Below are 23,413 nucleotides of genomic sequence, written 5' to 3'. Positions count from 1 at the left end.
AGGACGGCGCACGCAGGACCCAGTACAGGGTCAGGCCAGCTGTCCCTGCACCAGGCGCACCATGCGGTCGCAGCGCGCCGCGAGCTGCTCGTCGTGCGTGACCATCACAAAGGCCGTGCCATGGCTGCGCGCCAGCTCCAGCATCAGGCGGAACACGGTGTCGGCCGTGCTGCGGTCCAGGTTGCCGGTGGGCTCGTCGGCCAGCACGCAGGCAGGCTGCGTGACCAGGGCGCGGGCAATGGCCACGCGCTGGCGCTCGCCCCCCGACAGCTCGGCCGGCCGGTGCAGCATGCGTTCGCCCAGGCCCACGGCCGCCAGCATGCGTGCGGCGCGCTCCATGCACTCGGCCCTGTCGTCGCGGCGTATGCGCAGCGGCATGGCCACGTTGTCCTGGGCGCTGAATTCGGGCAGCAGATGGTGGAACTGGTAGATGAATCCCAGGTGCCTGTTGCGCAGCGCACCCTGCTTCTGGGCGCTGAGTTCATGCAGGGGCTCGCCCTTGAGGGTGACGCTGCCGCTGGTGGGGGCATCCAGCCCGCCCAGCAGGTGCAGCAGCGTGCTCTTGCCCGAGCCCGAGGCGCCGACAATGGCCAGCGTCTCGCCCGCACGCACCTGCAGGTCGACACCTGCCAGCACCTGCACGTTGAGCCGTCCTTCGGCGAAGCGCTTGGTCAGGCCGCGCGCATCGAGGACCACGGCGCCCTGCTGGGACACTTCGAAACCGGGCATCACATTCACTTCATTCATAGCGCAGCGCCTCGGCGGGGTTCACGCGGCTGGCGCGCCAGCTGGGATAGATGGTGGCGACAAAGGCCAGGACCAGGGAGATCACGGCAATGGGCATGATGTCGCTGTACTGCGGATCGCTGGGCATCTTGCTGATCAGGTAGATGTCCTTGGGCAGGAAGTTGGCATGCAGCAGGCGCTCGATGGCCGGCACGATGACATCGATGTTGAAGGCAATGCCCAGGCCCAGCAGCAGGCCCGCGAAGGTGCCGATGACGCCCACCATGGCGCCCTGCACCATGAAGATTCCCATGATGCTGGACGGCGAGGCGCCCAGCGTGCGCAGGATGGCGATGTCGGCGCGCTTGTCGGTCACCGTCATCACCAGCGTGGACACGAGGTTGAACGCAGCCACGGCCACGATGAGCGTGAGGATGATGAACATCATGCGTTTTTCCAGCTGCACGGCCGCGAACCAGGTGCGGTTCTGCTGGGTCCAGTCGCGGATCAGCAGGCGGTCGGTGATGGTGTGGGCCAGCTCCATGGCCACGCGCGGCGCCTCGTGCAGGTCCTTGAGCTTCAGGCGGATGCCGGTCGGCCCTTCCAGGCGGAACAGGCGCTGCGCGTCCTCGTAATGCATCATCACCAGGGCCGAGTCGTATTCGTAGTGGCCGGAGTCGAAGGTGCCTGCCACATGCATCTGCTTGAGGCGCGGCACCACGCCGGCCGGCGTGACCTGGCCGCCCGGGGCGATCAGCGTGACCATGTCGCCCTGGCGCACGCCCAGCGAGCGCGCCAGCTCCACGCCCAACACCACGTTGAACTCGCCAGGCACCAGGCGCTGGAGCACCTCGGCATTGGTGGCGGCCACGTCGGTGACCTCGCCCTCGCGCGCCGGATCGATGCCGCGCACCAGGGTGCCCTTCATGTCCTCGCCACGCGCCAGCAGCGCCTGGGCCGCGACGAAGGGTGCGGCGCCCAGCACGTCGGGGTTGGCGCGCGCCTCGCGCATGGTGCGCTCCAGATCGGGCAGCGCCGCACCCTGGGGCGCGAAGATCTCGATGTGCGAGACCACGCTGAGCATGCGGTCGCGCACTTCCTTCTGGAAGCCGTTCATCACGCTGAGCACGATGATCAGCGCCGCGACACCGAGGGCGATGCCCAGCATGGAGACGCCGGAGATGAACGAGATGAAGCCGTTGCGGCGCGTGGCGCGCCCGGCCCGGGTGTAGCGCCAGCCGACGGCCAGTTCGTAGGGAAATTGCATGGGCATGCATTGTGTCATCGCCCGCAGGCCCTGCATGGCGGCAGGCTTTGCCGTCGGCGTGTCAGCGCCGGTGCCGTCCGCGGTCCACGCGCGGCAGGGCGTCGTAGCGGCCCTCTGCCTCCAGCGTCAGCGCATGGCGCTGCAGCCTGGCCAGCAAGGTGTCGAATTGTTCAAGTTCCTCGTCGCTGAGCACGGACACCAGGTCCAGGTGGATCTGGGCCATGCGCGGCAGGATCAGGCCGTACATGCGCCGCCCCTCGGCCGTCAGCGACACGGCCACGCGGCGGCGGTCGCCGGGCAGGGGGCTGCGCTGCACCCAGCCCTTTTCCTCCAGCCCGCTGAGGGCGCGCGAGGTGCGTGCGCGGTCCAGCTGCGCGCGTTCGGCCAGCTCCGACGACAGCAGGCCCTCGTTGGCAGCCACCGTGGCCATCACGCCCCACTCGCGGCGCGTGATGCCGAAATGCGCCTCGCACATGCGCATGGCCACGCCGCCGGCCGCACCAAAGTAGCGGTTGATGCGAAACAGCAGCATCTGCTGGATGGACGTGGGGGCTGGACGGGTATTCACGGGGAACAGTTGATTAGATCAATTGCTGCAGGGACTTCTACAGTGGCCCCGTCCGGAAAGGAGACAACGGGAGCCACCGTCCGGAGCCGGCCTGGGGATTCTCGCAAAGCCCGGCGCCCCCGCAGCGCAGAAAGTTCGCCGACCATGTTTTCCCTGTTCCAAGCCACCCATGCCACCCATGCCTTGCGCGGCCCGCTGCTGCGGGCCGGCCTGGCCCTTCTGCTGGGCCTGGGCTCCGGCGCTGGCGCCCGGGCCGATGCGGCCGCCGATGCTGCCGCCTGGCCCGCCAAACCCGTGCGCATCGTCGTCGCCTTCGCGCCCGCCGGCGCCGCCGACATCCTGGCGCGCAGCCTGGGCGAGGTACTGCAGCGTGAACTCAAACAGCCCTTCGTCGTGGACAACCGGCCCGGCGCGGGCGGCAACATCGGCACCGACAACGCGGCCAAGGCGCCCGGCGACGGCTACACGCTGCTGGTCGGCATCGACACGACCTTCACCGTCAATCCCTTCATCTACAAGAGCATGCCGTTCAAGGGCACGGACCTGCGTCCCGTGATGATGATCGCCTCGCAGGGAATGATGGTGGCCGTCAACCCACGCACAGGCCTCAGGACCCTGGACCAGTTCATCGCCCAGGGCAAGAGAAGCGGCCTGACGCTGGGCTCGGCCGGCTACGGCACGCCGGGCCATCTGGCCTCGGCCATCCTCACCCATGCCACGGGCGCCAAGGTCAGCCACGTGCCCTACAAGGGCAACGCCCCGGCCAGCACGGCCGTGCTGGCGGGCGAGGTGGACGGCGGCATCATCAGCTCCTCGGCCATGCTGGGCCAGGTGGCGGCCGGCAAGGTCGTGCCGCTGGCCGTGACCACGCGCCAGCGCAACCCGCTGGTGCCCGGCGTGCCCACCGTGGGCGAGCTGGGCCACAAGGACCTGGAGCAGGAAGTACTGTTCGCCCTGTGGGTGCCGGCCGCCACGCCCGAGCCGCTGGTCTCCAGGATCCAGTCCGCGCTGGAAAAGGCCATGAAGGATGCGGCGCTGCGCGAGCGCATGCGCGCCAACGACCTGTTCTATGAAGGCCTGACCGGCCCGGCCGCCGCCGAACGCATACAGGCGCTGGCCGACCGCTACCGGACCGTGATCCAGTCCACCGGAATGAAGATGGAATGAGCGCCGCCGCTTCCCGCCCACGACCCTGCACAGAGCGCATTTCCATGTCCCGTCCCAATATCCTCTTCATCGTGGCCGACGACCTCGGCTATGCCGACCTCGGCTGCTACGGCGGCCGGGCGGCCGACTTCGGCCCGGTATCGCCCGTGCTCGACCGCCTGGCCGCCGGCGGCCTCAGGCTCACCCAGGGCTATGCCAACTCGCCCGTGTGCTCTCCCACGCGCTTTGCCCTGGCCACGGCGCGCTACCAGTACCGCCTGCGCGGCGCGGCCGAGGAGCCCATCAACAGCAGGACACGCGGCACGCCGCTGGGCGAGAAGCTGGGCCTGCCGCCGGACATGCCCACCGTCGCATCGATGCTCAGGAATGCGGGCTACCGCACGGCGCTGATCGGCAAGTGGCACCTGGGCTACCCGCCGAACTTCGGCCCGCTGCGCTCGGGCTACGAGGAATACTTCGGCCCCATGTCAGGCGGCGTGGACTACTTCACCCACCTGAGCAGCTCGGGCCAGCACGACCTGTGGGTGGGCGAGGAGGAGCACCACGACGAGGGCTACCTGACCGACCTGCTGTCGCAGCGCAGCGTGGACTTCGTCCACCGCATGGCCCAAGGCGATGCGCCCTTCTTCCTGAGCCTGCACTACACGGCGCCGCACTGGCCCTGGGAAACGCGCGATGACCGCAGCACGGCCGAGGCCCTGGGCGCAGGCATTGCCCACCTGGACGGCGGCAACATCCACCAGTACCGCCGCATGATCCACCACATGGACGAAGGCATAGGCTGGATCGTCGAGGCGTTGCGCGCCAACGGGCAGCTGGACAACACCCTCATCGTCTTCACCAGCGACAACGGCGGCGAACGCTTCTCCGACAACTGGCCCCTGGTCGGCGGCAAGATGGACCTGACCGAGGGCGGCATACGCGTGCCCTGGATCGCGCACTGGCCAGCCGTCATAGCGGCGGGCCGCAGCAGCCCCCAGCACTGCATGAGCATGGACTGGTCGGCCACGGTGCTGGATGCCGCCGGCGTGCAGGCGCCAGAGGGCCATGCGCTGGACGGCATCTCGCTGCTGCCCGTGCTGCGGGCCGAAGATGCCGAATTCCCACGCACCCTGCACTGGCGCATGAAGCACCGCGGCCAACGCGCGCTGCGCGACGGCGACTGGAAGTACCTGCGCGTGGACGGCATCGACTACCTGTTCGACCTGGCCAGCGACGAGCGCGAGCGCGCCAACCAGGCAGTGCGCGCGCCCGAGCGTCTGGCCGCCATGCGCAGCGCCTGGGAAGACTGGAACCAGGGCATGCCGTCCATCCCCGAGGAGGCCACGGTCAGCCTGGTCTCTTCGGCCCGCGACATGCCCCAGCGCTGAACCGCGCTCCAAGGGGAAAAACGAAGGCGCCGGCACTGCGGCACCCCATGCCCGACAATAGCGGCCATGCTTTTGACCGCGCCCCTGGTGTCCTCCACCCAAGCCCCGCTGGAGGAAACGACCGAATGGATCATTCCCTATGCCGGCGGTCCGTCCTCGGATGCAGCGGATGACGCTGCCGTCGCGGCCGTCTGGGGCGGACTGGAGCTGCCCCATCTCCAATCCCTGCTGGCGCTGATGCAGCCCGCGCCCGCACAGACCGGCACGGAGATGGATTTTTCTCCCCCCCACGAACGCGCCCTGGCGCACTCGCTGGGCCTGCCCGATGCACCGGGCCTGATTGCCTGGGCCGCCTGGCAGGCCGGTGAGACGGCGCAGGCCTGCGCCTATGTCACGCCCTGCCACTGGCACATAGGCGCAGACCAGGTGCACCAGAGCGATCCCGCCACCACACCCCTCAGCGATGAGGAATCCCGCCAGCTGCTGGCCCTGCTGGCGCCCTGGTTCGCTGACGACGGCATCGTGCTGGAGTACCAGCAGCCGCAGCGCTGGCTGGCGCGCGGTGCGCTGTTCGATGACCTGGCCACGGCCTCCATGGACCGCGTCATCGGCCGCGACGTGCGGCCCTGGCTGCCCGATGCGCAGCAGGCGCGCGCCCTGCACCGCCTGCAAAGCGAGGTGCAGATGCTGCTCTATACCCATGTCTTCAACGACGCCCGCGCCGCGCGCGGCCAGGTGCCCATCAACGCCTTCTGGGTCCACGGCGCCGGGCGCCTGCAGCCCGGCTCGGCCACCGGCGCCAAGGCCGCCGTGCAATGCCTGGACGACCTTCACGCCGCAGCCCTGCAGGGCAACCCCGCTGCGTGGCGCGAGGCCTGGAAGGCGCTGGACGCCGGGCTCATCGCCCGCCTGCTGGAGCGCGTGCGCGCAGGCCACCCGCTCACGCTGACGCTGTGCGGCGAACGCCATGCCATCGCATGGAGCAGCCGCCCGCCGCGCTGGCTGGACAGGCTGGCGGGCCTTTTCGGCCCCCGCGCCCTGCCCGACCTGGGCCGCATGCTCTGACACACTGCCCATGAAAATCATTCCCCGCGAGATCCCTGCGCAGCAGGCCTGGGCACTGCGCCAGGCCGGTGTCCACCCGCTGCTGGCCCAGCTCTACGCCGCACGCGGCGTGTGCTCCGCCGACGAACTGGACGACACGCCCGCGCGCCTGCTGGCCCCCTCGGGCCTGCTGGGCATGGACGCCGCCGTGCAACTGCTGGCCGACGCCATAGAACGCGGCCTGCGCCTGTGCATCGTGGCCGACTACGACTGCGACGGCGCCACCGCCTGCGCCGTGGGCTGGCGCGGCCTGCGCATGCTGGGCGCGGCCGAGGTCAGCTACCTGGTGCCCGACCGCGTGGTGGACGGCTACGGCCTGACACCCCCCATCGCGCGCCGTGTCAAGGAAACCGGCGCCGACGTGATGGTCACCGTGGACAACGGCATTGCCAGCGTCGAAGGCGTGGCCGAGGCCAAGTCCCTGGGCCTGCAGGTGGTCGTCACCGACCACCACCTGCCCGGCAACCACCTGCCGCTGGCCGACGCCATCGTCAACCCCAACCAGCCCGGCTGCAGCTTCGAGAGCAAGTCCATGGCCGGTGTCGGCGTGATGTTCTACGTGCTGCTGGCCCTGCGAGCCGAACTGCGCGCGCGCGGCCGCTTCGACAAGACCAGCCAGCCCCGTCTGGAGGCCTTGCTGCCCCTGGTCGCCCTGGGCACCGTGGCGGACGTGGTGAAGCTGGACGCCAACAACCGCCGCCTGGTCGCCCTGGGCCTCAAGCAGATACGCCGAGGCCAGATGCAGCCGGGCCTGCAGGCCTTGTTCGACGCGGCCGGCCGCAAGGCCTTTGCGGCCACCACGTTCGACTTCGGCTTTGCCCTGGGCCCGCGCATCAATGCCGCAGGCCGGCTGTCCGACATGACCATCGGCATCGAGTGCCTGACCACGGACGACGCAGGCCGCGCAGCCAACCTGGCCCAGATGCTGGACGCCATCAACCGCGAGCGCCGCGAGCTGGAAGGCGGCATGCGCGAGCAGGCCCTGCTCATGGCCGAGGGCCTGTGCACGGACGGCATGACGCCGCCGGCGGCCATCAGCGTGTTCGACCCCGATTTCCACGAAGGCGTGGTCGGCATCGTGGCCTCGCGCATCAAGGACCGCATGCACCGGCCCAGCTTCGTCTTCGCAGCCAGCGGCGCGCCGGGGCACGAGCATGAACTCAAGGGCTCGGGCCGCTCCATTCCCGGCTTTCACCTGCGCGACGCGCTGGACCTGGTATCCAAGCGCCACCCTGGCCTGCTGCTGCGCTTCGGCGGCCACGCCATGGCGGCCGGCTGCACCATTGCCGAAGCCGGATTCGCCGTGTTCGAGAAGGCCCTGGCCCAGGTGGCCCAGGAATGGCTGGACGCGGCCACGCTGACGCGGCGCATAGAAACCGACGGGCCTCTGGACCCGGATTTCCGCAAGCCGGAAATGGTCGAGCAGCTCAATCTCGCGGTCTGGGGCCAGGGCTTTGCGCCTCCCACCTTCAGTGAACAGCTGGAAGTGCTGTCACAGCGCCTGGTCGGGGAAAAGCACCTGAAACTGCAATTGCGCCATCAGGGCGAAACCGTGGACGGCATCTGGTTCGGCCATACCGACCCGCTGCCGTCATCGGCCTGCATTGCATTTCGCATGGACATCAATGAATGGCGCGGAGAGCGCAAGGTGCAATTCCTGATCGAGGGCGTTCATTCGGACATTTCCTAGAGATCCCACCGGCCCTTCACGGCGCCGCTCGGTTAATATCCCCGGTTTTTTGCAACAATTTATTGCAAATTCATTCCAAGAAAACCGGGGAAAAACTCATGACTTCTCGCCTGTGGCCTTGCACGGCCATTGCCATCACCCTGGCCGCCGGCCTTTCCGGCTGCGCCACCACCGAGCAATCGCGCACGCTTGAAACGGCCAAACCCGCTTCTGCATACAGCGCCTATCAAGGCCCGCGCAGCCCCATTTCCGTGGGCAAGTTCGACAACCGCTCCAGCTTCCAGCGCGGCATTTTCTCGGACGGAGTCGACCGCCTCGGTGGCCAGGCCAGAACCATCTTGGTAACCCACCTGCAGCAAAGCGGCCGATTCAGCGTGCTGGACCGCGACAACATGTCCGAGACCCGCCAGGAAGCGGGCTTCAACCGGCAGGAGCAGGCGATCAAGGGCGCCACCTACGTCGTGACCGGCGACGTGAGCGAGTTCGGCCGCAAGGTGGTCGGGGACCGCCAGTTCTTCGGCGTGCTCGGCCGTGGCAAGGAGCAGGTGGCCTATGCCAAGGTCAGCCTGAACATCGTCCGGGTGCAGACCTCCGAAGTCGTCTATTCGGTGCAGGGCGCAGGCGAATACAGCCTGTCGAACCGGGAAATCGTGGGATTCGGCAGCACGGCCGGCTATGACTCCACACTCAATGGCAAGGTGCTGGATCTGGCCATCCGCGAAGCCGTGGACAAGCTGGCGGCCGGCATGGACAGCGGTGCATGGAAGCCCGCGCAATGAAGCAGATTCCCCATTCGGCCGCAACCCTGGCTGCACTGGCCGTTTGCGCCTCGTTGGCCGGCTGCGCCGCACCGCGCCAGCCTCTGTATGCCTGGAACGATTACCAGCCCCAGGTCTATCAATACCTCAAGGATGACGGAAGCACAGGCGCCGAGGACCAATTGCTCAAGCTGGAAGAAACCCGCCTGAAGGTGCAGGCCGAGGGAAAGGCTTTGCCCCCCGGCTATCGCGCCCATATGGCCATGCTGTATTCCCGGACCGGCAACAACGAAAAGACGGTGCAGCAATTGGCAGAGGAAAAGCAGCATTTCCCCGAATCCGCCAAGTTCATGGACACGCTGCTGCAAACCTTCACGGCCCGCAAGGATTGAGATGCGCCTGAGCACACACATCAAGACCCTGGCCCTGGCCATGACCGTCGCACTGACCGGGTGCGCCACCACTGCGCCCTATGACTATTCGGCACTGCGGGCATCCAAGCCTGCATCCATCCTGGTCATGCCCGCGCTGAACCAGTCGCCGGAAGTGAATGCGCCGGCCGGCGTGCTGTCGCAGATCACGCTGCCGCTGGCAGAGGCTGGCTACTACGTCCTGCCCGTGGCGGTCACCGAGGAAATGTTCCGCCAGAACGGCATCGTCAGCGCCGACGACGCCCAGGAACTGCCCGTGGCCAAGCTCCGTGAAATCTTTGGCGCCGATGCGGCCCTGTACCTGAACATCCGCAATTACGGCACCAGCTATGCGGTGATCAGCAGCGCCTCGGTGGTCACGCTGGACGCCAAACTGGTGGACCTGCGTACCGGCACACAGCTGTGGGACGGCAGCGCCACGGCCTCCAGTGCCGAAGGCCAAAGCTCGGGCGGCGGACTGGTCGGCATTCTGGTGACGGCACTGCTCAACCAGATCCTGGACACCATGAACGACCGCAGCGTGCAGATCGCCTCCATCGCCAACCAGCGCCTGCTGTCGCCCATGGCGCAGCGCGGACTGCTGCCGGGCCCGCGCTCGCCCGACTACGGCAAACCGCGCAACTGACGAAGGCCTGCAAGCCGGCGCACATGGACGCGCCGGCCTGCATCCCCGCTCCTCCCGCTAGAAGGTCTCCCAGTCGTCGTCCGCGCCGGCCTTGGCAGGTGCCCGGGCGGGCGCCTTGGCCACAGGCGGCTGGATCTGGGGCGCCGGTGCATTGCGCACGGCGGCAGCCGGGCGTGCCGCGGGCGCGGGACGCGCCGCCGCTGCAGGGGCTGCTGCCGGTCGGCGCGCCACGGCGGCTGAACTGGCGGGCGCCTGCGCCCGGGCCGGTGCCAGCGCACTGCCTTCCTGCCCCAGCTTGAACACCGCCACCACCTCGGACAGGCGCCGCGCCTGGTCCTGCATGGCCAGCGCAGCCGCGCTGGATTCCTCGACCAGGGCCGCATTCTGCTGCGTCATCTGGTCGAGCTGGCTCACGGCCTGGTTGACCTGGCCAATGCCGTCGCGCTGCTCGGTGGACGAGGCTGTGATCTCGCCGATGAGGTCGCTGACGCGGCGCACGCTGGAGACGATTTCCTCCATGGAGCGCCCCGCCTGCTCCACCTGCTGCGAGCCCGACTGCACGTTGTCCACGCTGGTGGTGATCAGCAGCTTGATCTCCTTGGCGGCCTCGGCACTGCGCTGCGCCAGCGAACGCACCTCGCCGGCCACCACGGCAAAGCCCCGGCCCTGCTCGCCGGCGCGGGCCGCTTCCACGGCGGCGTTGAGCGCCAGGATGTTGGTCTGGAAGGCAATGCCGTCGATCACGCCGATGATGTCGGCGATCTTGCGGCTGCTGTCCGTGATCTGCTGCATGCTGGTGACCACCTGGGCCACCACGGCACCGCCCTGCTCGGCCGCCTGCGCGGCCGTGGCGGCCAGCTGGTTGGCCTGGCGCGCCGTATCGGCCGACTGGGTGACGGTGGCCGTCAGCTCCTCCATGCTGGCCGCCGTCTCCTCCAGATTCGCCGCCGTCTGCTCGGTACGCGAGGACAGGTCCTGGTTGCCGCTGGCGATCTGGTTGGAGGCCGTGGACACGGACTCCACGCCCGAACGCACCTCGCCCACCACGCCGCGCAGCCGCTGGGCCATGCCGTTGAGCGCCTGCAGCAGATGGCCCAGCTCATCGCCCCGGTTGCTTTGCACCGACCCCGTGAGATCGCCTGCGGCAATGCCGTCGGCCAGCGCCACGGCCTGGTCCAGCGGCCGTGTGATGGAACGCATGATGGCCATGCCCATGAACAGGCCCAGGGCCACGATGAGCGCGCTGGCCAGGGCGCCGATCCAGTAGGCCCGGGTGCGGTGGGCGACGCCCTCCTCGCGCGCCAGCTCGCTTTGGCGCTCCTGCTGCTGCACAAAGGCTTCCTGCGCCGTGTTGTAGCGCTCGGCCGCCGGGCGCAGCTGCTTTTCCACGATGTCGAAGGTGGAGGCGAAGTCGCTGGCCTTGCGCGCATCCTGGGCCGCCGAGTTGGCCTTGAGCGTTTCCCGGCGCTCGGCCGCCACGGCCTCCAGCGCCTGCTTGCCCTTGGCATCGAGCTGCAGCTCGCCCACCTGCTTTTGCAGCACGTTGATGCGTTCTATGCCCTTGCTCATCAGCGCGCGCTGCTGCGCCGCCAGCGTCTCGTCGGGCGACATGGCCGCGACGATGGAGCGCTCCACGCTCATCTGGGTCAGATGCCGCCACTCGCGCGCCAGCGTGGCGCCGCGCTGCGCGGTCATCACGTCGGTGTTGATCTTCTCGTTGACTCCGTGCAGATAGAACAGGATGCCGCCATTGACCGCCAGCATGCTCACCAGCAGTCCCAGCACCAGGGCCCAGAGTTTCTGGGCGACGGTGATTTGATTCAGATTCATGGAAAAACCGATCTTTTTTCTAACAATGCCGGAGCCTGGCCATGGCGCCCCGCCGACCTTCGCTCCGGGCAATCATTCTTGTCCACCCTTGACGGCGCCTGGCTGATCATCGTCATGCCGCTGTCACTATTGAGGGCGGTAAACCCGCACTCAGGGAAGTCCCCAGCCGCAGCGCCAGGCTCGGAAAAGGACCGACACCTACAATGGGCCGGTGCCCAAGTCCTATCTGAATGCCGATCTGCACAGCCACTCCGTGGTCTCGGATGGAACGCTGACGCCTGAACAACTGGCCGAACGTGCCGCAGCCCGCGGCGTGCAGCTGTGGGCGCTGACCGACCATGACGAGGTCGGCGGCCAGCACCGCGCAGCCGCCGCAGCGCGCGCCTGCGGCCTGGACTACCTGACGGGCGCAGAGATCTCGGTGAGCTTTGCAGGCACCACGGTGCACATCGTGGGCCTGGGCTTTGACGCAGACGACCCGGCCCTGGTCGAAGGCCTGCATGCCACGCGCGACGGACGCGGTCCCCGCGCCCGCGAGATGGCCCGCCAGCTGGAGCTGGCCGGCATTGAAGGCAGCTACGAAGGCGCGCTGCGCTTTGCCGGCAATCCCGCGCTGATCTCGCGCACGCATTTCGCGCGCTTTCTCGTGGAATCCGGCCGCTGCCGCGACACCGGCGAGGTGTTCCGCCACTACCTGACCGAAGGCCATCCCGGCTACGTGCCCCATACCTGGGCGCGCCTGGCCGACGCCGTGCGCTGGATCACGCAGGCCGGCGGCGTGGCGGTGATCGCCCACCCGGCCCGCTATGCGCTGACGGCCAACGAGGAGTACGCGCTGTTTTCCGAATTCAAGGCCCATGGGGGCCAGGGCGTGGAGGTCGTCACCGGCAGCCACCGCCCCAGCGAGTACGCCGTCTATGCCGACATGGCCCGCGAGTTCGGCCTGGCTGCCTCGCGCGGCAGCGACTTCCACAGCCCCGAGGAGTCGCATACCGACCTGGGCGACCTGCCCTACCTGCCGGGCCAGCTGACGCCGGTATGGGAACTGCTGGGCGAGCGCATTCAGCCGGCCTGAGCCCTTCCCGCAAACAACGCACACCATGGTCCTACGCTTCGAAGCCCACCCCGACAATCCCCAGCCCCGTCTCATCAAGCAGGCCGCCGACATGCTGCGCCAGGGCGCCATCCTGGCCATTCCCACGGACTCCAGCTATGCACTGGTCTGCCATCTGGACGACCGCCCTGCGGTGGAGCGGCTGCGCCGCATCCGCCAGATCAACGACAAGCACCACCTCACGCTGCTGTGCCGCGACCTGTCGGAGCTGTCCAGCCATGCGCGCGTGGACAACCGCCAGTACCGGCTGTTGAAGCTGGCCACACCGGGGCCATACACCTTCATCCTGGAAGCCTCCAAGGAAGTGCCCAAGCGCCTGAGCCACCCCTCGCGCAAGACCATCGGCCTGCGCGTGCCGGACCGCAAGGGCACGCAGCTGCTGCTGGAGCAGCTGGGCGAGCCGCTGATCGCCACCACGCTGATCCCGCCCGGAGAGACCGAGGCCCTGCATGACGCGGATGCCATCCTGGAGCGCTTTCCCCACGAGCTCGATGCCATCGTCGATGCAGGTGCCTGCCCCTCGGAGCCGACCACGGTGATCGACCTGGTGCCCATGGCCCTGGGCAATCCGCCCACCGTGGTGCGGCAAGGCCGGGGCAGCCTGGAGGCCCTGGGCCTGGAAATGACCTGAATCACCCCACCCCCCGCACAAGCATCAACGCCGGGCATGCCCGGCGTCTGTTTTTGCAGCTTGATCCTGAAAGGCGTTCAGTGCTGCGCCCACTCCAGGGGCCGGGGTGCAGCAGCCGGCGCGCGCTGCAACGGCCTCGTCACAGCGGCGGACAAGACTGCGGCGGGAGCCATCGACGGCTTCTGCGGCTGCACCCGCACGCCAGCGCCAGCGTCCTGCGGCTCGTCATCGAGCTTGAAGGCGCCCACGGCCTGCTCCAGCTCCTGGGCGCGCTCGCTCAGCGCTGAGGCCGCACGCGAGGCCTGATGCACCAGGGCCGCGTTCTCCTGGGTGGCGCTGTCCATGTGGCCCACGGCGGCGTTGACCTGGGCAATGCCTTCGCTTTGCTCGCGCAGGGCCTGCGACATTTCGCCGAGCAGGCCCGAGACCTGGCCCACGGCGCCGACAATCTCCTGCATGGTGGCGCCCGCCTGGTTGACCAGGCCCGCGCCGCTTTCCACCTGGCGCACGCTGGTGGTGATCAGTTCCTTGATCTGCTTGGCAGCCTCGGCCGAACGGCCGGCCAGGCTGCGCACCTCGCTGGCCACCACGGCGAAGCCCCGACCCTGTTCGCCCGCGCGTGCCGCCTCCACGGCCGCGTTCAGCGCAAGGATATTGGTCTGGAAGGCAATGCCTTCGATGACCTGGATGATGTCCACGATCTTGCGCGAGCTGCCGCTGATGGCCTCCATGGTCTGCACCACCTCGCCCACCACGGCCCCCCCGCGCCTGGCCGTGGACGATGCATCGACGGCCAGGCCGCTGGCCGAATGCGCGCGCTCCGCGTTCTGGCGCACGGTGGCCGTGAGTTGCTCCATGCTGGCCGCCGTCTGGGCCAGCGCCGAGACCTGGGCCTCGGTGCGGCGCGACAGGTCGGTGTTGCCGGCGTCGATCTCACCGGCCGACAGGCCGATGGAATCCGTGGACTGCTTGATGCGGCCGACCAGCTCGGTCAGCGTGTCTTCCATGGTGCCCAGCGCGCCCAGCAGGCGGCCGAAGTCGCCCTGCAGCTCGGTCGAAAACTCCTGGCTCAGGTCGCCGGCGGCCACCGTTTCGGCAATCAGGATGGCCTGGCCCAGCGGCTGCACGATGCCGCGCCGCAGGCTGAACCAGGCCACCAGGGCCAGTGTGCAGACGGCCGCCCCCAGGCCCAGCACCCACCAGCGCGTGTGCACCAGCGCCTGCTCGGCCACCGTGGTCGCCCCGCCGGCCGCCAACGCCTGCTCGGCCTGCCCCAGCGAGAGCACCGTGACCGCCATCATCGTGAACACCAGCAGATTGATACCGCCGAACGCAATCACCAGCCGCCAGCCTATCGGCAGCCTGCCCAAGCCCAGTACGCCCACGTGCCACCTCTTGTCCATATGGCCCGAGGGCCTTGGTGAAAAACCTGTTGATTCGCCCATCGCATTGCTGTTTCATTTTGCAACATAGAGGCGGCTGTTGCCAATCCGCGGGAAACCACCATATCCGGTCGGCCGCAGCGCTGCGCACGGGCTCTGGCGGTGCCCAGCGGCAAGGGTGGCCGCCGTCTGAGACAATGCCCGCCGTGGACATCTCCAACCTCATCCAGACCGTACTCATCTATGCCCTGCCCGTGCTCTTCGCGATCACGGTGCACGAGGCTGCCCACGGCTATGCCGCACGCCACTTCGGCGACAACACGGCCGCCATGATGGGACGCATCACGCTCAACCCCATCAAGCACATCGACCCCATCGGCACCATCCTGATGCCGCTGCTGCTGTATTTCGCCACCTCGGGCGCCTTCCTGTTCGGCTACGCCAAGCCCGTGCCCGTGCGCTTCGACCAGTTGCGCAACCCCAAGCGCGACATGATCTGGGTGGCCCTGGCGGGCCCGGCCTCCAATTTCGTGCAGGCGCTGATGTGGGGCGTGCTGCTCGTGGTTCTGGTCGGATCGGGAGTGGGCGAGCGCTTCTTCATTGAAATGTGCCGCGCCGGCATCCTGGTCAATCTGGTGATGTGGGCCTTCAACCTCTTCCCGCTGCCGCCGCTGGACGGCGGGCGCATCCTCGTCGGCCTGCTGCCCTGGCGCCAGGCGCAATGGGTGGCGCGGATCGAACCCTGGGGATTCTTCATCGTCATGGGACTGGTCATCGCCGGCGTGGTCGGCAGCCTGTGGCTGCGGCCGCTGATGGATCTCGGCTATGCCGTGATCGATCTCGCGTTGACGCCGCTGATCGCGCTGCTGCGCTGAACGCGCGGCAGACCCGCCCAGCCTGCCCGTCAGATTCCCTTCTTTTCTCTCTATTGCCTGTCGCAGTCTCCCGTCATGAGCACTATCCGTTTCCTCACCGGCATCACTCCCAGCGGAACCCCGCACCTCGGCAACTATGCCGGCATGCTGCGCCCGGCCATCGCGGCCAGCCGCTCGCGCGAGGTGGAGAACTTCTACTTCCTGGCCGACTACCACGCACTGATCAAGTGCCAGGACCCGGCGCGCGTGCAGCGCTCCACCATCGAGATCGCGGCCAGCTGGCTGGCGGCGGGGCTGGACCCCGAGCATGTGACCTTCTACCGCCAGTCCGACATCCCCGAGATCCCCGAGCTGTGCTGGCTGCTGACCTGCGTGACCGGCAAGGGCCTGCTCAACCGCGCCCACGCCTACAAGGCGGCCGTGGACAAGAACCACGCGGACGGCGCCGAGACCGATGACGGCGTGACTGCCGGCCTGTTCATGTACCCCGTGCTGATGGCTGCCGACATCCTGGCCTTCAACGCCCACAAGGTGCCCGTGGGCCGCGACCAAGTCCAGCACATCGAGATGGCGCGCGACATGGCCTCCAGCTTCAACCACATCTATGGCGGCGAGTTCTTCACGCTGCCCGAGGCACAGGTCGAGGACAACGTGGCCACGCTGCCCGGCCTGGACGGCCGCAAGATGAGCAAGAGCTACAACAACACCATCCCGCTGTTCTCCACGCGCGAGCAGCTGCGCAAGCTCATCGGCAGCATCACCACCGATTCGCGCACGCCCGGCGAGCCCAAGGAAGTCGAGGGCTCGGCCCTGTTCCAGATCTACCAGGGCTTTGCCAGCGAGGAAGAAACCGAGGCGCTGCGCCGCCAGTACGCCGAAGGCATTGCCTGGGGCGACGCCAAGCAGCAGCTGTTCGAGCGCATCGACCGCGAGCTGGCCCCCATGCGCGAGCGCTACGAGCACCTGGTGGCCCATCCGGGCGAACTGGAGGACATCCTGCAGGCCGGCGCCACCAAGGCCCGCCGCGAGACCCTGCCCCTGATCCGCGAACTGCGCTCGGCCGTCGGCCTGCGCAGCCTGGCCCAGGCCCCCGTGGCCGCCAAGGCCAAGGCCGCGAAGCAGGCCCTACCCCAGTTCAAGCAATACCGCGAAGCCGACGGCAAGTTCTACTTCAAGCTCGTGGCTGCCGACGGCCAGCTGCTGCTGCAAAGCCTGGGCTTCGACGCCCCCAAGGAAGCCGGCCAGGCCATCGGCCAACTGCAAAGGGAAGGCGAGGCGGCCCTGTCCGCACTGCAGTCCCGGCTGCAGCCCGCCGACGCGCAGTTGGTGCTGGCCGCCCTGCAGCAACTGCGCGATGCTTCGGAGTAAGGGTAAGCTTCGCTTGAGAAACCGCATATTTGCGGGCAGTCTTGCCCGCAAGCCCTGCGCCCGGGATTCTGGCGCTTGCGTGAAAGGACATTGGGATGCGTATCGCTGCTCTGGACGATGATCCGCTGCAACTGGAGATGCTGCGTCAGGTTGCGCTGGAGACGGGCCACAGCTGCCACACCTACCAGACGGGCTCGGCCCTGCAGTTGGAACTGCGCCGCGAGAGCTTCGACCTTCTGATCGTGGACTGGCACCTTCCGGACATGGAAGGAACGGACCTGGTGCGGTGGACGCGTGGCCATGTGAGCCGCGAGCTGCCCATCCTCATCATCACCCACCGCAGCGAAGAGGCCGACATCGTCGAAGGCCTGTCCTGCGGCGCAGACGATTTCATGGTCAAGCCCGTGCGCCACGGCGAGCTGCGCGCGCGCATGGCCGCCCTGCTGCGCCGCGCCTATCCGGTGAACACGCAAAGCGTGCTGGAGTTCGGCCCCTTCCGGTTCCTCACCACCACCAACAGCCTGGAAGTGAATGGCCAGCCCATCGAGGTGACGCATCGCGAATACACGCTGGCCCTGACGCTGTTCCAGAACCAGGGCCGCCTGCTGTCGCGCGAACACCTGCGCGAAGCCGTGTGGGGCCACAACGCCGAAGTGCAGTCGCGCTCGCTGGACACACATATCTCGCGCCTGCGCGCGCTGCTGAACCTGCGCGCCGGTCAGCCCTACGCCATCAGCGCCGTGTACGGCTACGGCTACCGCCTGGACGTGCCTGACGAGGCATTGCAGGCGGCACCTCAAACACCATGAACAGACTCTTGCTCGCCGCCAGCCTGCGCGGGCCCGTCGCGCGGGCCTGCCTGCTGGCAAGCCTGGCCCTGCTGGGCGCTGCCGCCACACAGGCCCAGATCAAACCCGCCGCCAGCGGCGGCGACATGCTCGCCCACCGCGTAGCCACAGGCGACACCCTGGAACAGCTGGCCAGCCGCTACCTGGGCGATGCACGCCAGTGGACCCAGCTGCAGCAGCACAACGGCGTGGCCAACCCGTACCGCCTGCGGCCCGGCTCCGTGCTGGAGATTCCCGTGCGCCTGCTGCGCGCCGCCGTGGCCTCCGTGGAATTCGTGCAGGGCGATGCGCGCAGCACACGCGCGCTCGACCATCTGGCCGACACGCAAGGCGGCTCGGCCGAAGACGCAGGCCAGGTCCTGCGCAAGGGACAGACGCTGCAGGAAGGCGATCGACTGCAGCTTGCGCCGGACGCCTTTGTGGCCGTGCGCCTGGCCGATGGCTCTTTGGTGCGCGTGCAGTCGCAGTCCGATGTCCTGCTGCGCCAGATGCGCCGCAAGGGCCGGGCCGGCAGCCTGCAGTCCGTGATCGACCTGCGAGAAGGCAGCGTGGAGGCCTCGGTCCCCCCCGAGCAGGGCAATGCCCAGCGCCGCTTCGAAGTGCGCACGCCTGCGGCATCGACCAGCGTGCGGGGCACGCGTTTCCTGGTGCAGACCGATGCGGCAGGCAGGACAGCGGCCGCCGTCGATGAAGGCACGGTCGCCGTGGGCTCGGACGCCTCTGGCGCACCTTCCGGCGATGCGCTGCTGCACCCCGGCCAGGGCGTGGCCGTGGCGGCAGACGGCCGCGTCGGCCAACCCCGCCCCATGCTGGGTGCGCCCGACATCACCGCCTGGCCCGCCTTGGCGGAAGACGCCAACTGGATCAGCCTGCCCCTGCCGGCCTTGCCCGGCGCCGTGCGTTACCAGCTGCAGCTGTCGCGCGACGCGGACATGACCCAGGTGCTGCGCAGCGCCAGCTTCCAGGCCACGGCCTCACCGCTGCGCCTGGCAGGCGTGGACGATGGCGACTATGTACTGTCCCTGCGCGGCATCGACGCCCAGGGCATTCCGGGTGCAGCCAGCCGGCGCGCCCTGCGCGTCAAGGCCCATCCCGTGCCGCCGCTGTACGAATCACCGCAGGCCGACGCCACCGTGGGCCTGGGCCGCGCCGGCCTGCAGTGCACCAAGGTGGTGGGCGCCGTGCGCTACCGCATCCAGGTCGTTTCTGCCGATGCCCAGGCCGGCTTTGCCGAACCCGCCATCGACGCGCGCGACCTGAACGACTGCACATTGCCCGCAGCCGCGCTGGCCCGGCTGCCGGCCGGCCGCTATCTTTGGCGCGCCGCCAGCATCCGCACGCTGGCCGACGGCAAGCCCGACCAGGGCCCGTTCGCCGCAGCCCAGGCCATGCAGCTGGCGGCCGTGCCGCCCCAGCCCTCGGCCAGCGCGCTGCAGATGGGCGACGGCCCCGCCGAGGGCAGCCGCCAGATCCGCTGGAGTGGCGAGCCCGGCCAGCGCTACCACGTGATGGTGGCGCGCGACCAGGAGTTCACCGCGCCGCTGGTTGACCTCTGGACCGACCAGCCGCAATGGAGCACCGAGGACCTGCCCGCAGGCAGCTATTACCTGCGGCTGCAGATCGAGGACGCCAACGGCCTGCGCAGCGATTTCTCGGCCGCACGCCAGTTCCGCACCGGCAGCTGGATCGTCGATGCCAGCGGCGAGATGATGCAATCGGGCAGCGGAGAGCGCCTGCAGCGCCAGTAACCGCACCCGTTCAATCCTTGACCGCGCTTGTCCACCCTGCCGCCTTCGCCTGACAGTCCCGCCACGCCGGCGCAGCAGGTGCAGCCGGCGCCCGCGCGTGGCCGGGGGCTGCGGCGGGACTGGCTGCTGCTGGCGGCGGGACTGCTGTCCCTGGTGTTCTGGCTCAGCGGTGACGGGCAGTTGGAGCGCATCAACGGACTGGTGCAGGACACGGCCAGCTGGCTGCACCGCCCCAAGGCATCTCAGGACATCGTCATCGTGGCCATCGACGATGCCAGCATCGACGCCATAGGCCGCTGGCCCTGGCGGCGTGCCCTGCACGCGGGCCTGCTGGAGCGCATCAGCCAGGCCCCGCCGCGCGCCATCGGCCTGGACGTGATGCTCAGCGAAGAAGATCTGGACTATCCAGGCGATGATCTGCTGCTGGCGCACGTCCTGCAGCGCAGCGGCCGCACCGCCTTGCCCGTGGCGCCGGGCACGGATCCGCTGCCGGCCTTTGCACAGGCTGCGGCAGCGCTGGGCCACACCCAGCTGCCCGTGGATTCCGACGGCGCCGTGCGCAGCTTCCATGCCATTGAAGGCAGCGCGCAGCAGCCCTGGTGGCACATGGCGCTGGCCCTGCACTGCGTGGGCCAGCACGGCCGCGCATGCGCCCGCCCCGAACCCGTGCCGCCGCTGGACCCCGGCACACCCGCATGGCAGCGCCGCCAGCGGGAGATCATTGCCTTCGCACAGGCCAGGCCCGAGCAGGGCGCGCGTGACCGCTCGCCCTTCACCACCTATTCGTACATCGACGTGCTGCGCGGCCGCATTCCTGCTGCGGCATTTCGCGGCAAATACGTGCTCATAGGAACGACGGCCGCCGGACTGGGAGCGCAGTTCACCGCACCGCTGGGTGCCAGCGCGCGCCCCATCTCCAGCGTGGAAATGCTGGCCCATGTGCTCAACGGCAGCCTGCAGGGCTCGCACGTACACCGCGCTTCGGCGGGGCTGGACCGTGCGCTCAACACCGCAGCCGTGCTGCTGGCCCTGCTGGCCCTGGCCTGGCTGGGCCCTTCGGGCGGCATGCTGGCCTGCGCGCTGCTGGCCCTGGCCTGCCTGTCGCTGGCCGGGCTGGCACCACGCATCTGGCAGGTGCAGACGGCCCCTGCCGCAGCCCTGCTGGGCCTGGCCCTGGCCTATCCGCTGTGGAGCTGGCTGCGCCTGCGCGCCGCCGCCCGCTTTCTGGCGCTGGAACTGCGAGACCTGCAGGGCCAGGGCCTGCCCACCGCGCTGCGCCTGGGCGGCGACCTGCTGGACCAGCGCATTGCCGCCGTCGAGCAGGCTTCGCGGCAACTGCGCGCCCTGCACCATTTCGTCAGCGAAAGCCTGCGCCAGCTGCCCTCGCCCACCTTTGTCTGCGACCGCCAGGGCCATGTGCTGCTGGCCAATGCCGCGGCCCATGCCTATGCGCGCAGCCTGGATCACGACCTGCGCGCTGGCGACTCCCTTCCCAGGCTGCTCGATGGCCTGCGGGCGCTGGACACGGCGCCCGGCCCGCAAGCCGGCAGCCCGCTGCTCACGGCCAGGGCGCTTGCCGCCGGCGGCCTGCCGCTCAGCAGCGAGGGGCGCGACGGCCGCGGCCGCAGCCTGATGCTGCTGGTCCAGGCCTTCGAGGCTCCGCCCACCACAGGCTGGCTGATCACCCTGGTCGATATCAGCGATCTGCGCAGCGCCCAGGCCCAGCGCGACCAGGCCATGCAGTTCATCTCGCACGACATACGGGCGCCCGTGGCATCCATCATCACCTTGCTGGAGATGCAGCGTGGTTCCGTACAAGCGCCCGACCTGGGCATGCTGCTCCCGCGCATCGAAGGCTATGCCCAGGCCTCCCTGCAGCTGGCCGACGATTTCGTGCACCTGGCTCGTGCCCAGCAGCAGGCGCTGCGCCGGCAGCAGCTGGACCTGGGCCTGGTGCTGGACCAGGCCGTGGAAAGCTGCTGGGCCCAGGCCAGCGCCGCCCATGTGCAGCTGGAATTCAGCCTGCCCGAGCAGGAATGCCCCGTGCTGGGCGACCCGGGCATGCTCCACCGCGCAGCCGTCAACCTGATCGGCAACGCCATCAAGTACGGAGCGCACGGGCAACCGGCAAGCGGCGCCACGGTGCAATGCCTACTGCTGCAGGACGCCGGCCATTGCCGCATCGCCATCCGGGACCACGGACCCGGCATGGATGCACAGGCCGTCGCCCGCCTGAGCCAGCCCTTCGAGCGCCTGGACCACCATCAGCACCTGGACGGCGCAGGCCTTGGGCTGGCCTTTGTACGCACCGTGGCTGCCCGCCATGGCGGGCAGCTGCAGATAGAAAGCGCGCCAGGCCAGGGAAGCACCTTCAGCATCGTGCTGCCGAAGGCGCAGCAAGCCTGACCGGGGGTGTCATCCCGGCGGATGGCCCGTGAAAACGAAAAAGCCCTGAAGTCTTTTAACTTCAGGGCTTTGCGTTTTTTGGTGCGGCTGGCAGGAATCGAACCCACGACCCCTTGGTTCGTAGCCAAGTACTCTATCCAGCTGAGCTACAGCCGCAACGCTTCGCATTGTAGCAGCGGGTTTTGGAGCTTCCAGGCAAAAGCGCCATATTTCTGCAAAAAACCTGGAAGTCGCATTCAACGGCAGCCGGGCGCAGCCATGCCAGCCGGCAGCGTCGCTCCCAGCAAAAAAGCCTGCCGCCCGGAAAGGCGGCAGGCTTTTTCATACCAATGGATGGTAGGGCCTCCCAGAGTCGAACTGGGCACCAACGGATTATGAGTCCGCTGCTCTAACCAAGCATGAGCTAAGGCCCCTGATTCACCAAGGCAGCGCGGATGCACGCCATGGCAAACGGCTATTGTAGATCCTAACCTGCGCGGCTCAGCGCTTGTGGCTCAGCGCGTTGCTGACCAGCTTGGAGGTGATGTCCACGATCTGGATCATGCGGTCGTAGTGCATGCGGGTGGGGCCGATCACGCCCAGCGTGCCCACCACCTTGCCATCGAGCTCGTAGGGCGCGCTGACCACGGACAGCTCCTCGAAGGGCACGACCTGGCTTTCGCCCCCGATGTAGATGCGCACACCTTCGGCCTGGCTGGAGAAATCCAGCAGCCTGAGGATCTGGGTCTTTTGCTCGAACAGGTCGAAGGCGCGGCGCAGATTGCCCATGTCGCTGGAGAAATCGCTGACCGACAGCAGGTTGCGCTCGCCCGCGATGACCACGTCCTCCTGGGCACTGGTCATGGCCTCCGTGCCCACGTTGACGGCTGCCTGCATGAGGGTGGCCACCTCGCCGCGCAAAAGCTCGACCTCGCCCTTGAGGCGCTCGCGCACCTCTTCCATGGCCAGGCCTGCGTAGTGGCTGTTGAGAAAGTTCGATGCCTCGATCAGCTGGGAGGCAGAGTAATCCACGTCGGTGAAGATGACGCGGTTTTGCACGTCACCGTCGGGCGAGACGATGATGACCAGAAAGCGCCGCTCCGACAGTCGCACGAATTCGATGTGCTTAAACACCGAGGTACGGCGAGGCACCAGCACCACGCCCACGAACTGGGAAAGGCTGGACAGCAGATTGGCGGCGTTGGCGATGACTTTCTGCGGCTGCTCGGGCACGAGCTCGGGCGTCACGATATCTGCACGGTCCGCCGTGAGCATGGTGTCCACAAACAGCCGGTAGCCCCGGGCGGTCGGAATGCGGCCGGCCGAGGTGTGCGGACTGATGATCAACCCCAGGTCTTCGAGGTCAGCCATCACATTGCGTATCGTGGCAGGCGACAATTCAAGCCCCGACGCACGCGACAGGGTCCGCGAGCCCACAGGCTGGCCGTCAGCGATGTAACGCTCGATCAGCGCTTTGAGCAACAACTTGGCACGTTCGTCGAGCATGTGATGATTTTAATGATGTA

At 68.3% G+C, this 23,413-nt stretch carries 20 protein-coding genes and 2 tRNA genes; 14 read left to right on the top strand and 8 right to left on the bottom strand.

The genetic code is table 11. From position 1 onward, the window contains the following. Positions 1–30: 30 nt before the first annotated feature. From lolD to AAN986_RS06210, 3 genes are all read right to left on the bottom strand, one after another. Positions 31–747, bottom strand: coding sequence for a lipoprotein-releasing ABC transporter ATP-binding protein LolD (gene lolD, locus AAN986_RS06220; RefSeq protein ID WP_013800885.1), 717 nt, complete (start codon positions 745–747; stop codon positions 31–33). Continuing rightward, positions 740–1,993: a lipoprotein-releasing ABC transporter permease subunit gene (locus tag AAN986_RS06215; protein WP_034347641.1), complete on the bottom strand. Its 1,254-nt coding sequence runs from the start codon at positions 1,991–1,993 to the stop codon at positions 740–742. The genes lolD and AAN986_RS06215 overlap by 8 nt, the downstream gene beginning before the upstream one ends. A 61-nt stretch (positions 1,994–2,054) precedes the next feature. Beyond that, on the bottom strand, positions 2,055–2,525 hold the full coding sequence (locus AAN986_RS06210) for a MarR family transcriptional regulator (RefSeq protein WP_016445728.1): 471 nt from the start codon (positions 2,523–2,525) through the stop codon (positions 2,055–2,057). 180 nt (positions 2,526–2,705) lie between these two features. On the opposite strand from AAN986_RS06210, the gene AAN986_RS06205 reads away from it, so the two are divergent. From AAN986_RS06205 to AAN986_RS06175, 7 genes are all read left to right on the top strand, one after another. Continuing rightward, entirely contained in the window at positions 2,706–3,728 is a 1,023-nt protein-coding gene (locus tag AAN986_RS06205; RefSeq protein WP_047217064.1) for a tripartite tricarboxylate transporter substrate binding protein, read from the top strand. A gap of 44 nt (positions 3,729–3,772) precedes the next feature. Next, positions 3,773–5,098: a sulfatase-like hydrolase/transferase gene (locus tag AAN986_RS06200; protein WP_047217177.1), complete on the top strand. Its 1,326-nt coding sequence runs from the start codon at positions 3,773–3,775 to the stop codon at positions 5,096–5,098. A 66-nt stretch (positions 5,099–5,164) separates the two neighbouring features. After that, positions 5,165–6,163 carry a phosphoglycerate mutase gene (locus AAN986_RS06195; protein WP_047217065.1) on the top strand — a complete coding sequence of 333 codons (999 nt, stop codon included), beginning with the start codon at positions 5,165–5,167 and terminating at the stop codon, positions 6,161–6,163. A 10-nt stretch (positions 6,164–6,173) separates the two neighbouring features. Next, positions 6,174–7,892: a single-stranded-DNA-specific exonuclease RecJ gene (recJ, locus tag AAN986_RS06190; RefSeq protein WP_047217066.1), complete on the top strand. Its 1,719-nt coding sequence runs from the start codon at positions 6,174–6,176 to the stop codon at positions 7,890–7,892. A 98-nt stretch (positions 7,893–7,990) separates the two neighbouring features. Continuing rightward, on the top strand, positions 7,991–8,671 hold the full coding sequence (locus tag AAN986_RS06185; RefSeq protein WP_016445723.1) for a CsgG/HfaB family protein: 681 nt from the start codon (positions 7,991–7,993) through the stop codon (positions 8,669–8,671). Next, the gene (locus AAN986_RS06180) at positions 8,668–9,042 is read left to right on the top strand and encodes a DUF4810 domain-containing protein (RefSeq protein ID WP_034364091.1); all 375 of its coding nucleotides are present in this window, start codon (positions 8,668–8,670) and stop codon (positions 9,040–9,042) included. The genes AAN986_RS06185 and AAN986_RS06180 overlap by 4 nt, the downstream gene beginning before the upstream one ends. A 1-nt stretch (position 9,043) precedes the next feature. Continuing rightward, complete coding sequence (locus tag AAN986_RS06175; protein WP_017407772.1) at positions 9,044–9,706, top strand: DUF799 domain-containing protein; 663 nt, start codon at positions 9,044–9,046, stop codon at positions 9,704–9,706. A 57-nt stretch (positions 9,707–9,763) separates the two neighbouring features. Here the strand turns inward: AAN986_RS06175 and AAN986_RS06170 are convergent, their stop codons facing one another. After that, entirely contained in the window at positions 9,764–11,536 is a 1,773-nt protein-coding gene (locus tag AAN986_RS06170; protein ID WP_046984442.1) for a methyl-accepting chemotaxis protein, read from the bottom strand. A 211-nt stretch (positions 11,537–11,747) separates the two neighbouring features. On the opposite strand from AAN986_RS06170, the gene AAN986_RS06165 reads away from it, so the two are divergent. Then, a complete protein-coding gene (locus AAN986_RS06165) occupies positions 11,748–12,611 on the top strand; it encodes a 3',5'-nucleoside bisphosphate phosphatase (RefSeq protein WP_016445719.1) in 864 nt (287 codons plus the stop codon). A 25-nt stretch (positions 12,612–12,636) separates the two neighbouring features. Beyond that, the gene (locus tag AAN986_RS06160; protein ID WP_016445718.1) at positions 12,637–13,281 is read left to right on the top strand and encodes an L-threonylcarbamoyladenylate synthase; all 645 of its coding nucleotides are present in this window, start codon (positions 12,637–12,639) and stop codon (positions 13,279–13,281) included. A gap of 77 nt (positions 13,282–13,358) precedes the next feature. On the opposite strand, the gene AAN986_RS06155 is transcribed toward AAN986_RS06160, so the two are convergent. After that, positions 13,359–14,684, bottom strand: a complete 1,326-nt coding sequence (locus tag AAN986_RS06155; RefSeq protein WP_047217067.1) for a methyl-accepting chemotaxis protein — start codon at positions 14,682–14,684, stop codon at positions 13,359–13,361. A 185-nt stretch (positions 14,685–14,869) separates the two neighbouring features. Here AAN986_RS06155 and AAN986_RS06150 point away from each other — a divergent pair, with 185 nt between their 5' ends. The 5 genes from AAN986_RS06150 (at position 14,870) to AAN986_RS06130 (ending at position 21,908) form a co-directional block, all read left to right on the top strand. Beyond that, complete coding sequence (locus tag AAN986_RS06150) at positions 14,870–15,538, top strand: site-2 protease family protein (protein ID WP_026062180.1); 669 nt, start codon at positions 14,870–14,872, stop codon at positions 15,536–15,538. 75 nt (positions 15,539–15,613) lie between these two features. Further along, positions 15,614–16,906: a tryptophan--tRNA ligase gene (locus AAN986_RS06145; protein WP_017404606.1), complete on the top strand. Its 1,293-nt coding sequence runs from the start codon at positions 15,614–15,616 to the stop codon at positions 16,904–16,906. Positions 16,907–17,001: 95 nt separating this feature from the next. Further along, the gene (locus AAN986_RS06140; protein WP_047217068.1) at positions 17,002–17,715 is read left to right on the top strand and encodes a response regulator transcription factor; all 714 of its coding nucleotides are present in this window, start codon (positions 17,002–17,004) and stop codon (positions 17,713–17,715) included. Then, on the top strand, positions 17,712–19,502 hold the full coding sequence (locus AAN986_RS06135) for a FecR domain-containing protein (RefSeq protein WP_047217069.1): 1,791 nt from the start codon (positions 17,712–17,714) through the stop codon (positions 19,500–19,502). The genes AAN986_RS06140 and AAN986_RS06135 overlap by 4 nt, the downstream gene beginning before the upstream one ends. A gap of 27 nt (positions 19,503–19,529) precedes the next feature. Beyond that, positions 19,530–21,908 carry a CHASE2 domain-containing protein gene (locus AAN986_RS06130; RefSeq protein ID WP_047217070.1) on the top strand — a complete coding sequence of 793 codons (2,379 nt, stop codon included), beginning with the start codon at positions 19,530–19,532 and terminating at the stop codon, positions 21,906–21,908. A gap of 79 nt (positions 21,909–21,987) precedes the next feature. Here AAN986_RS06130 and AAN986_RS06125 read toward each other — a convergent pair. From AAN986_RS06125 to hrcA, 3 genes are all read right to left on the bottom strand, one after another. Then, positions 21,988–22,064: transfer RNA gene (locus AAN986_RS06125), tRNA-Arg, on the bottom strand. A 178-nt stretch (positions 22,065–22,242) separates the two neighbouring features. Then, positions 22,243–22,321, bottom strand: a tRNA-Ile gene (locus tag AAN986_RS06120). Positions 22,322–22,388: 67 nt separating this feature from the next. Continuing rightward, on the bottom strand, positions 22,389–23,393 hold the full coding sequence (gene hrcA / locus AAN986_RS06115; RefSeq protein ID WP_016445711.1) for a heat-inducible transcriptional repressor HrcA: 1,005 nt from the start codon (positions 23,391–23,393) through the stop codon (positions 22,389–22,391). Positions 23,394–23,413 lie beyond the last annotated feature (20 nt).

The organism is Delftia sp. DS1230, assembly GCF_040112715.1.
GTDB lineage: Bacteria > Pseudomonadota > Gammaproteobacteria > Burkholderiales > Burkholderiaceae_C > Comamonas > Comamonas tsuruhatensis.
Note: the sequence above shows the minus strand (reverse complement) of the source record. Positions and strands in the feature narration are given on the sequence as shown.

Bases quoted from the DNA above. Each gene is read 5' to 3' on its own strand.
- AAN986_RS06215 (WP_034347641.1), bottom strand. From the start codon at position 1,993: ATGCAATTTCCCTACGAACTGGCCGTCGGCTGGCGCTACACCCGGGCC.
- AAN986_RS06170 (WP_046984442.1), bottom strand. From the start codon at position 11,536: ATGAATCTGAATCAAATCACCGTCGCCCAGAAACTCTGGGCCCTGGTG.
- AAN986_RS06155 (WP_047217067.1), bottom strand. From the start codon at position 14,684: ATGGACAAGAGGTGGCACGTGGGCGTACTGGGCTTGGGCAGGCTGCCG.
- recJ (WP_047217066.1), top strand. From the start codon at position 6,174: ATGAAAATCATTCCCCGCGAGATCCCTGCGCAGCAGGCCTGGGCACTG.
- AAN986_RS06200 (WP_047217177.1), top strand. From the start codon at position 3,773: ATGTCCCGTCCCAATATCCTCTTCATCGTGGCCGACGACCTCGGCTAT.
- AAN986_RS06185 (WP_016445723.1), top strand. From the start codon at position 7,991: ATGACTTCTCGCCTGTGGCCTTGCACGGCCATTGCCATCACCCTGGCC.
- AAN986_RS06205 (WP_047217064.1), top strand. From the start codon at position 2,706: ATGTTTTCCCTGTTCCAAGCCACCCATGCCACCCATGCCTTGCGCGGC.
- AAN986_RS06180 (WP_034364091.1), top strand. From the start codon at position 8,668: ATGAAGCAGATTCCCCATTCGGCCGCAACCCTGGCTGCACTGGCCGTT.
- AAN986_RS06160 (WP_016445718.1), top strand. From the start codon at position 12,637: ATGGTCCTACGCTTCGAAGCCCACCCCGACAATCCCCAGCCCCGTCTC.
- AAN986_RS06135 (WP_047217069.1), top strand. From the start codon at position 17,712: ATGAACAGACTCTTGCTCGCCGCCAGCCTGCGCGGGCCCGTCGCGCGG.
- AAN986_RS06195 (WP_047217065.1), top strand. From the start codon at position 5,165: ATGCTTTTGACCGCGCCCCTGGTGTCCTCCACCCAAGCCCCGCTGGAG.
- AAN986_RS06145 (WP_017404606.1), top strand. From the start codon at position 15,614: ATGAGCACTATCCGTTTCCTCACCGGCATCACTCCCAGCGGAACCCCG.
- AAN986_RS06140 (WP_047217068.1), top strand. From the start codon at position 17,002: ATGCGTATCGCTGCTCTGGACGATGATCCGCTGCAACTGGAGATGCTG.
- AAN986_RS06210 (WP_016445728.1), bottom strand. From the start codon at position 2,525: ATGCTGCTGTTTCGCATCAACCGCTACTTTGGTGCGGCCGGCGGCGTG.
- hrcA (WP_016445711.1), bottom strand. From the start codon at position 23,393: ATGCTCGACGAACGTGCCAAGTTGTTGCTCAAAGCGCTGATCGAGCGT.
- AAN986_RS06175 (WP_017407772.1), top strand. From the start codon at position 9,044: ATGCGCCTGAGCACACACATCAAGACCCTGGCCCTGGCCATGACCGTC.
- lolD (WP_013800885.1), bottom strand. From the start codon at position 747: ATGAATGAAGTGAATGTGATGCCCGGTTTCGAAGTGTCCCAGCAGGGC.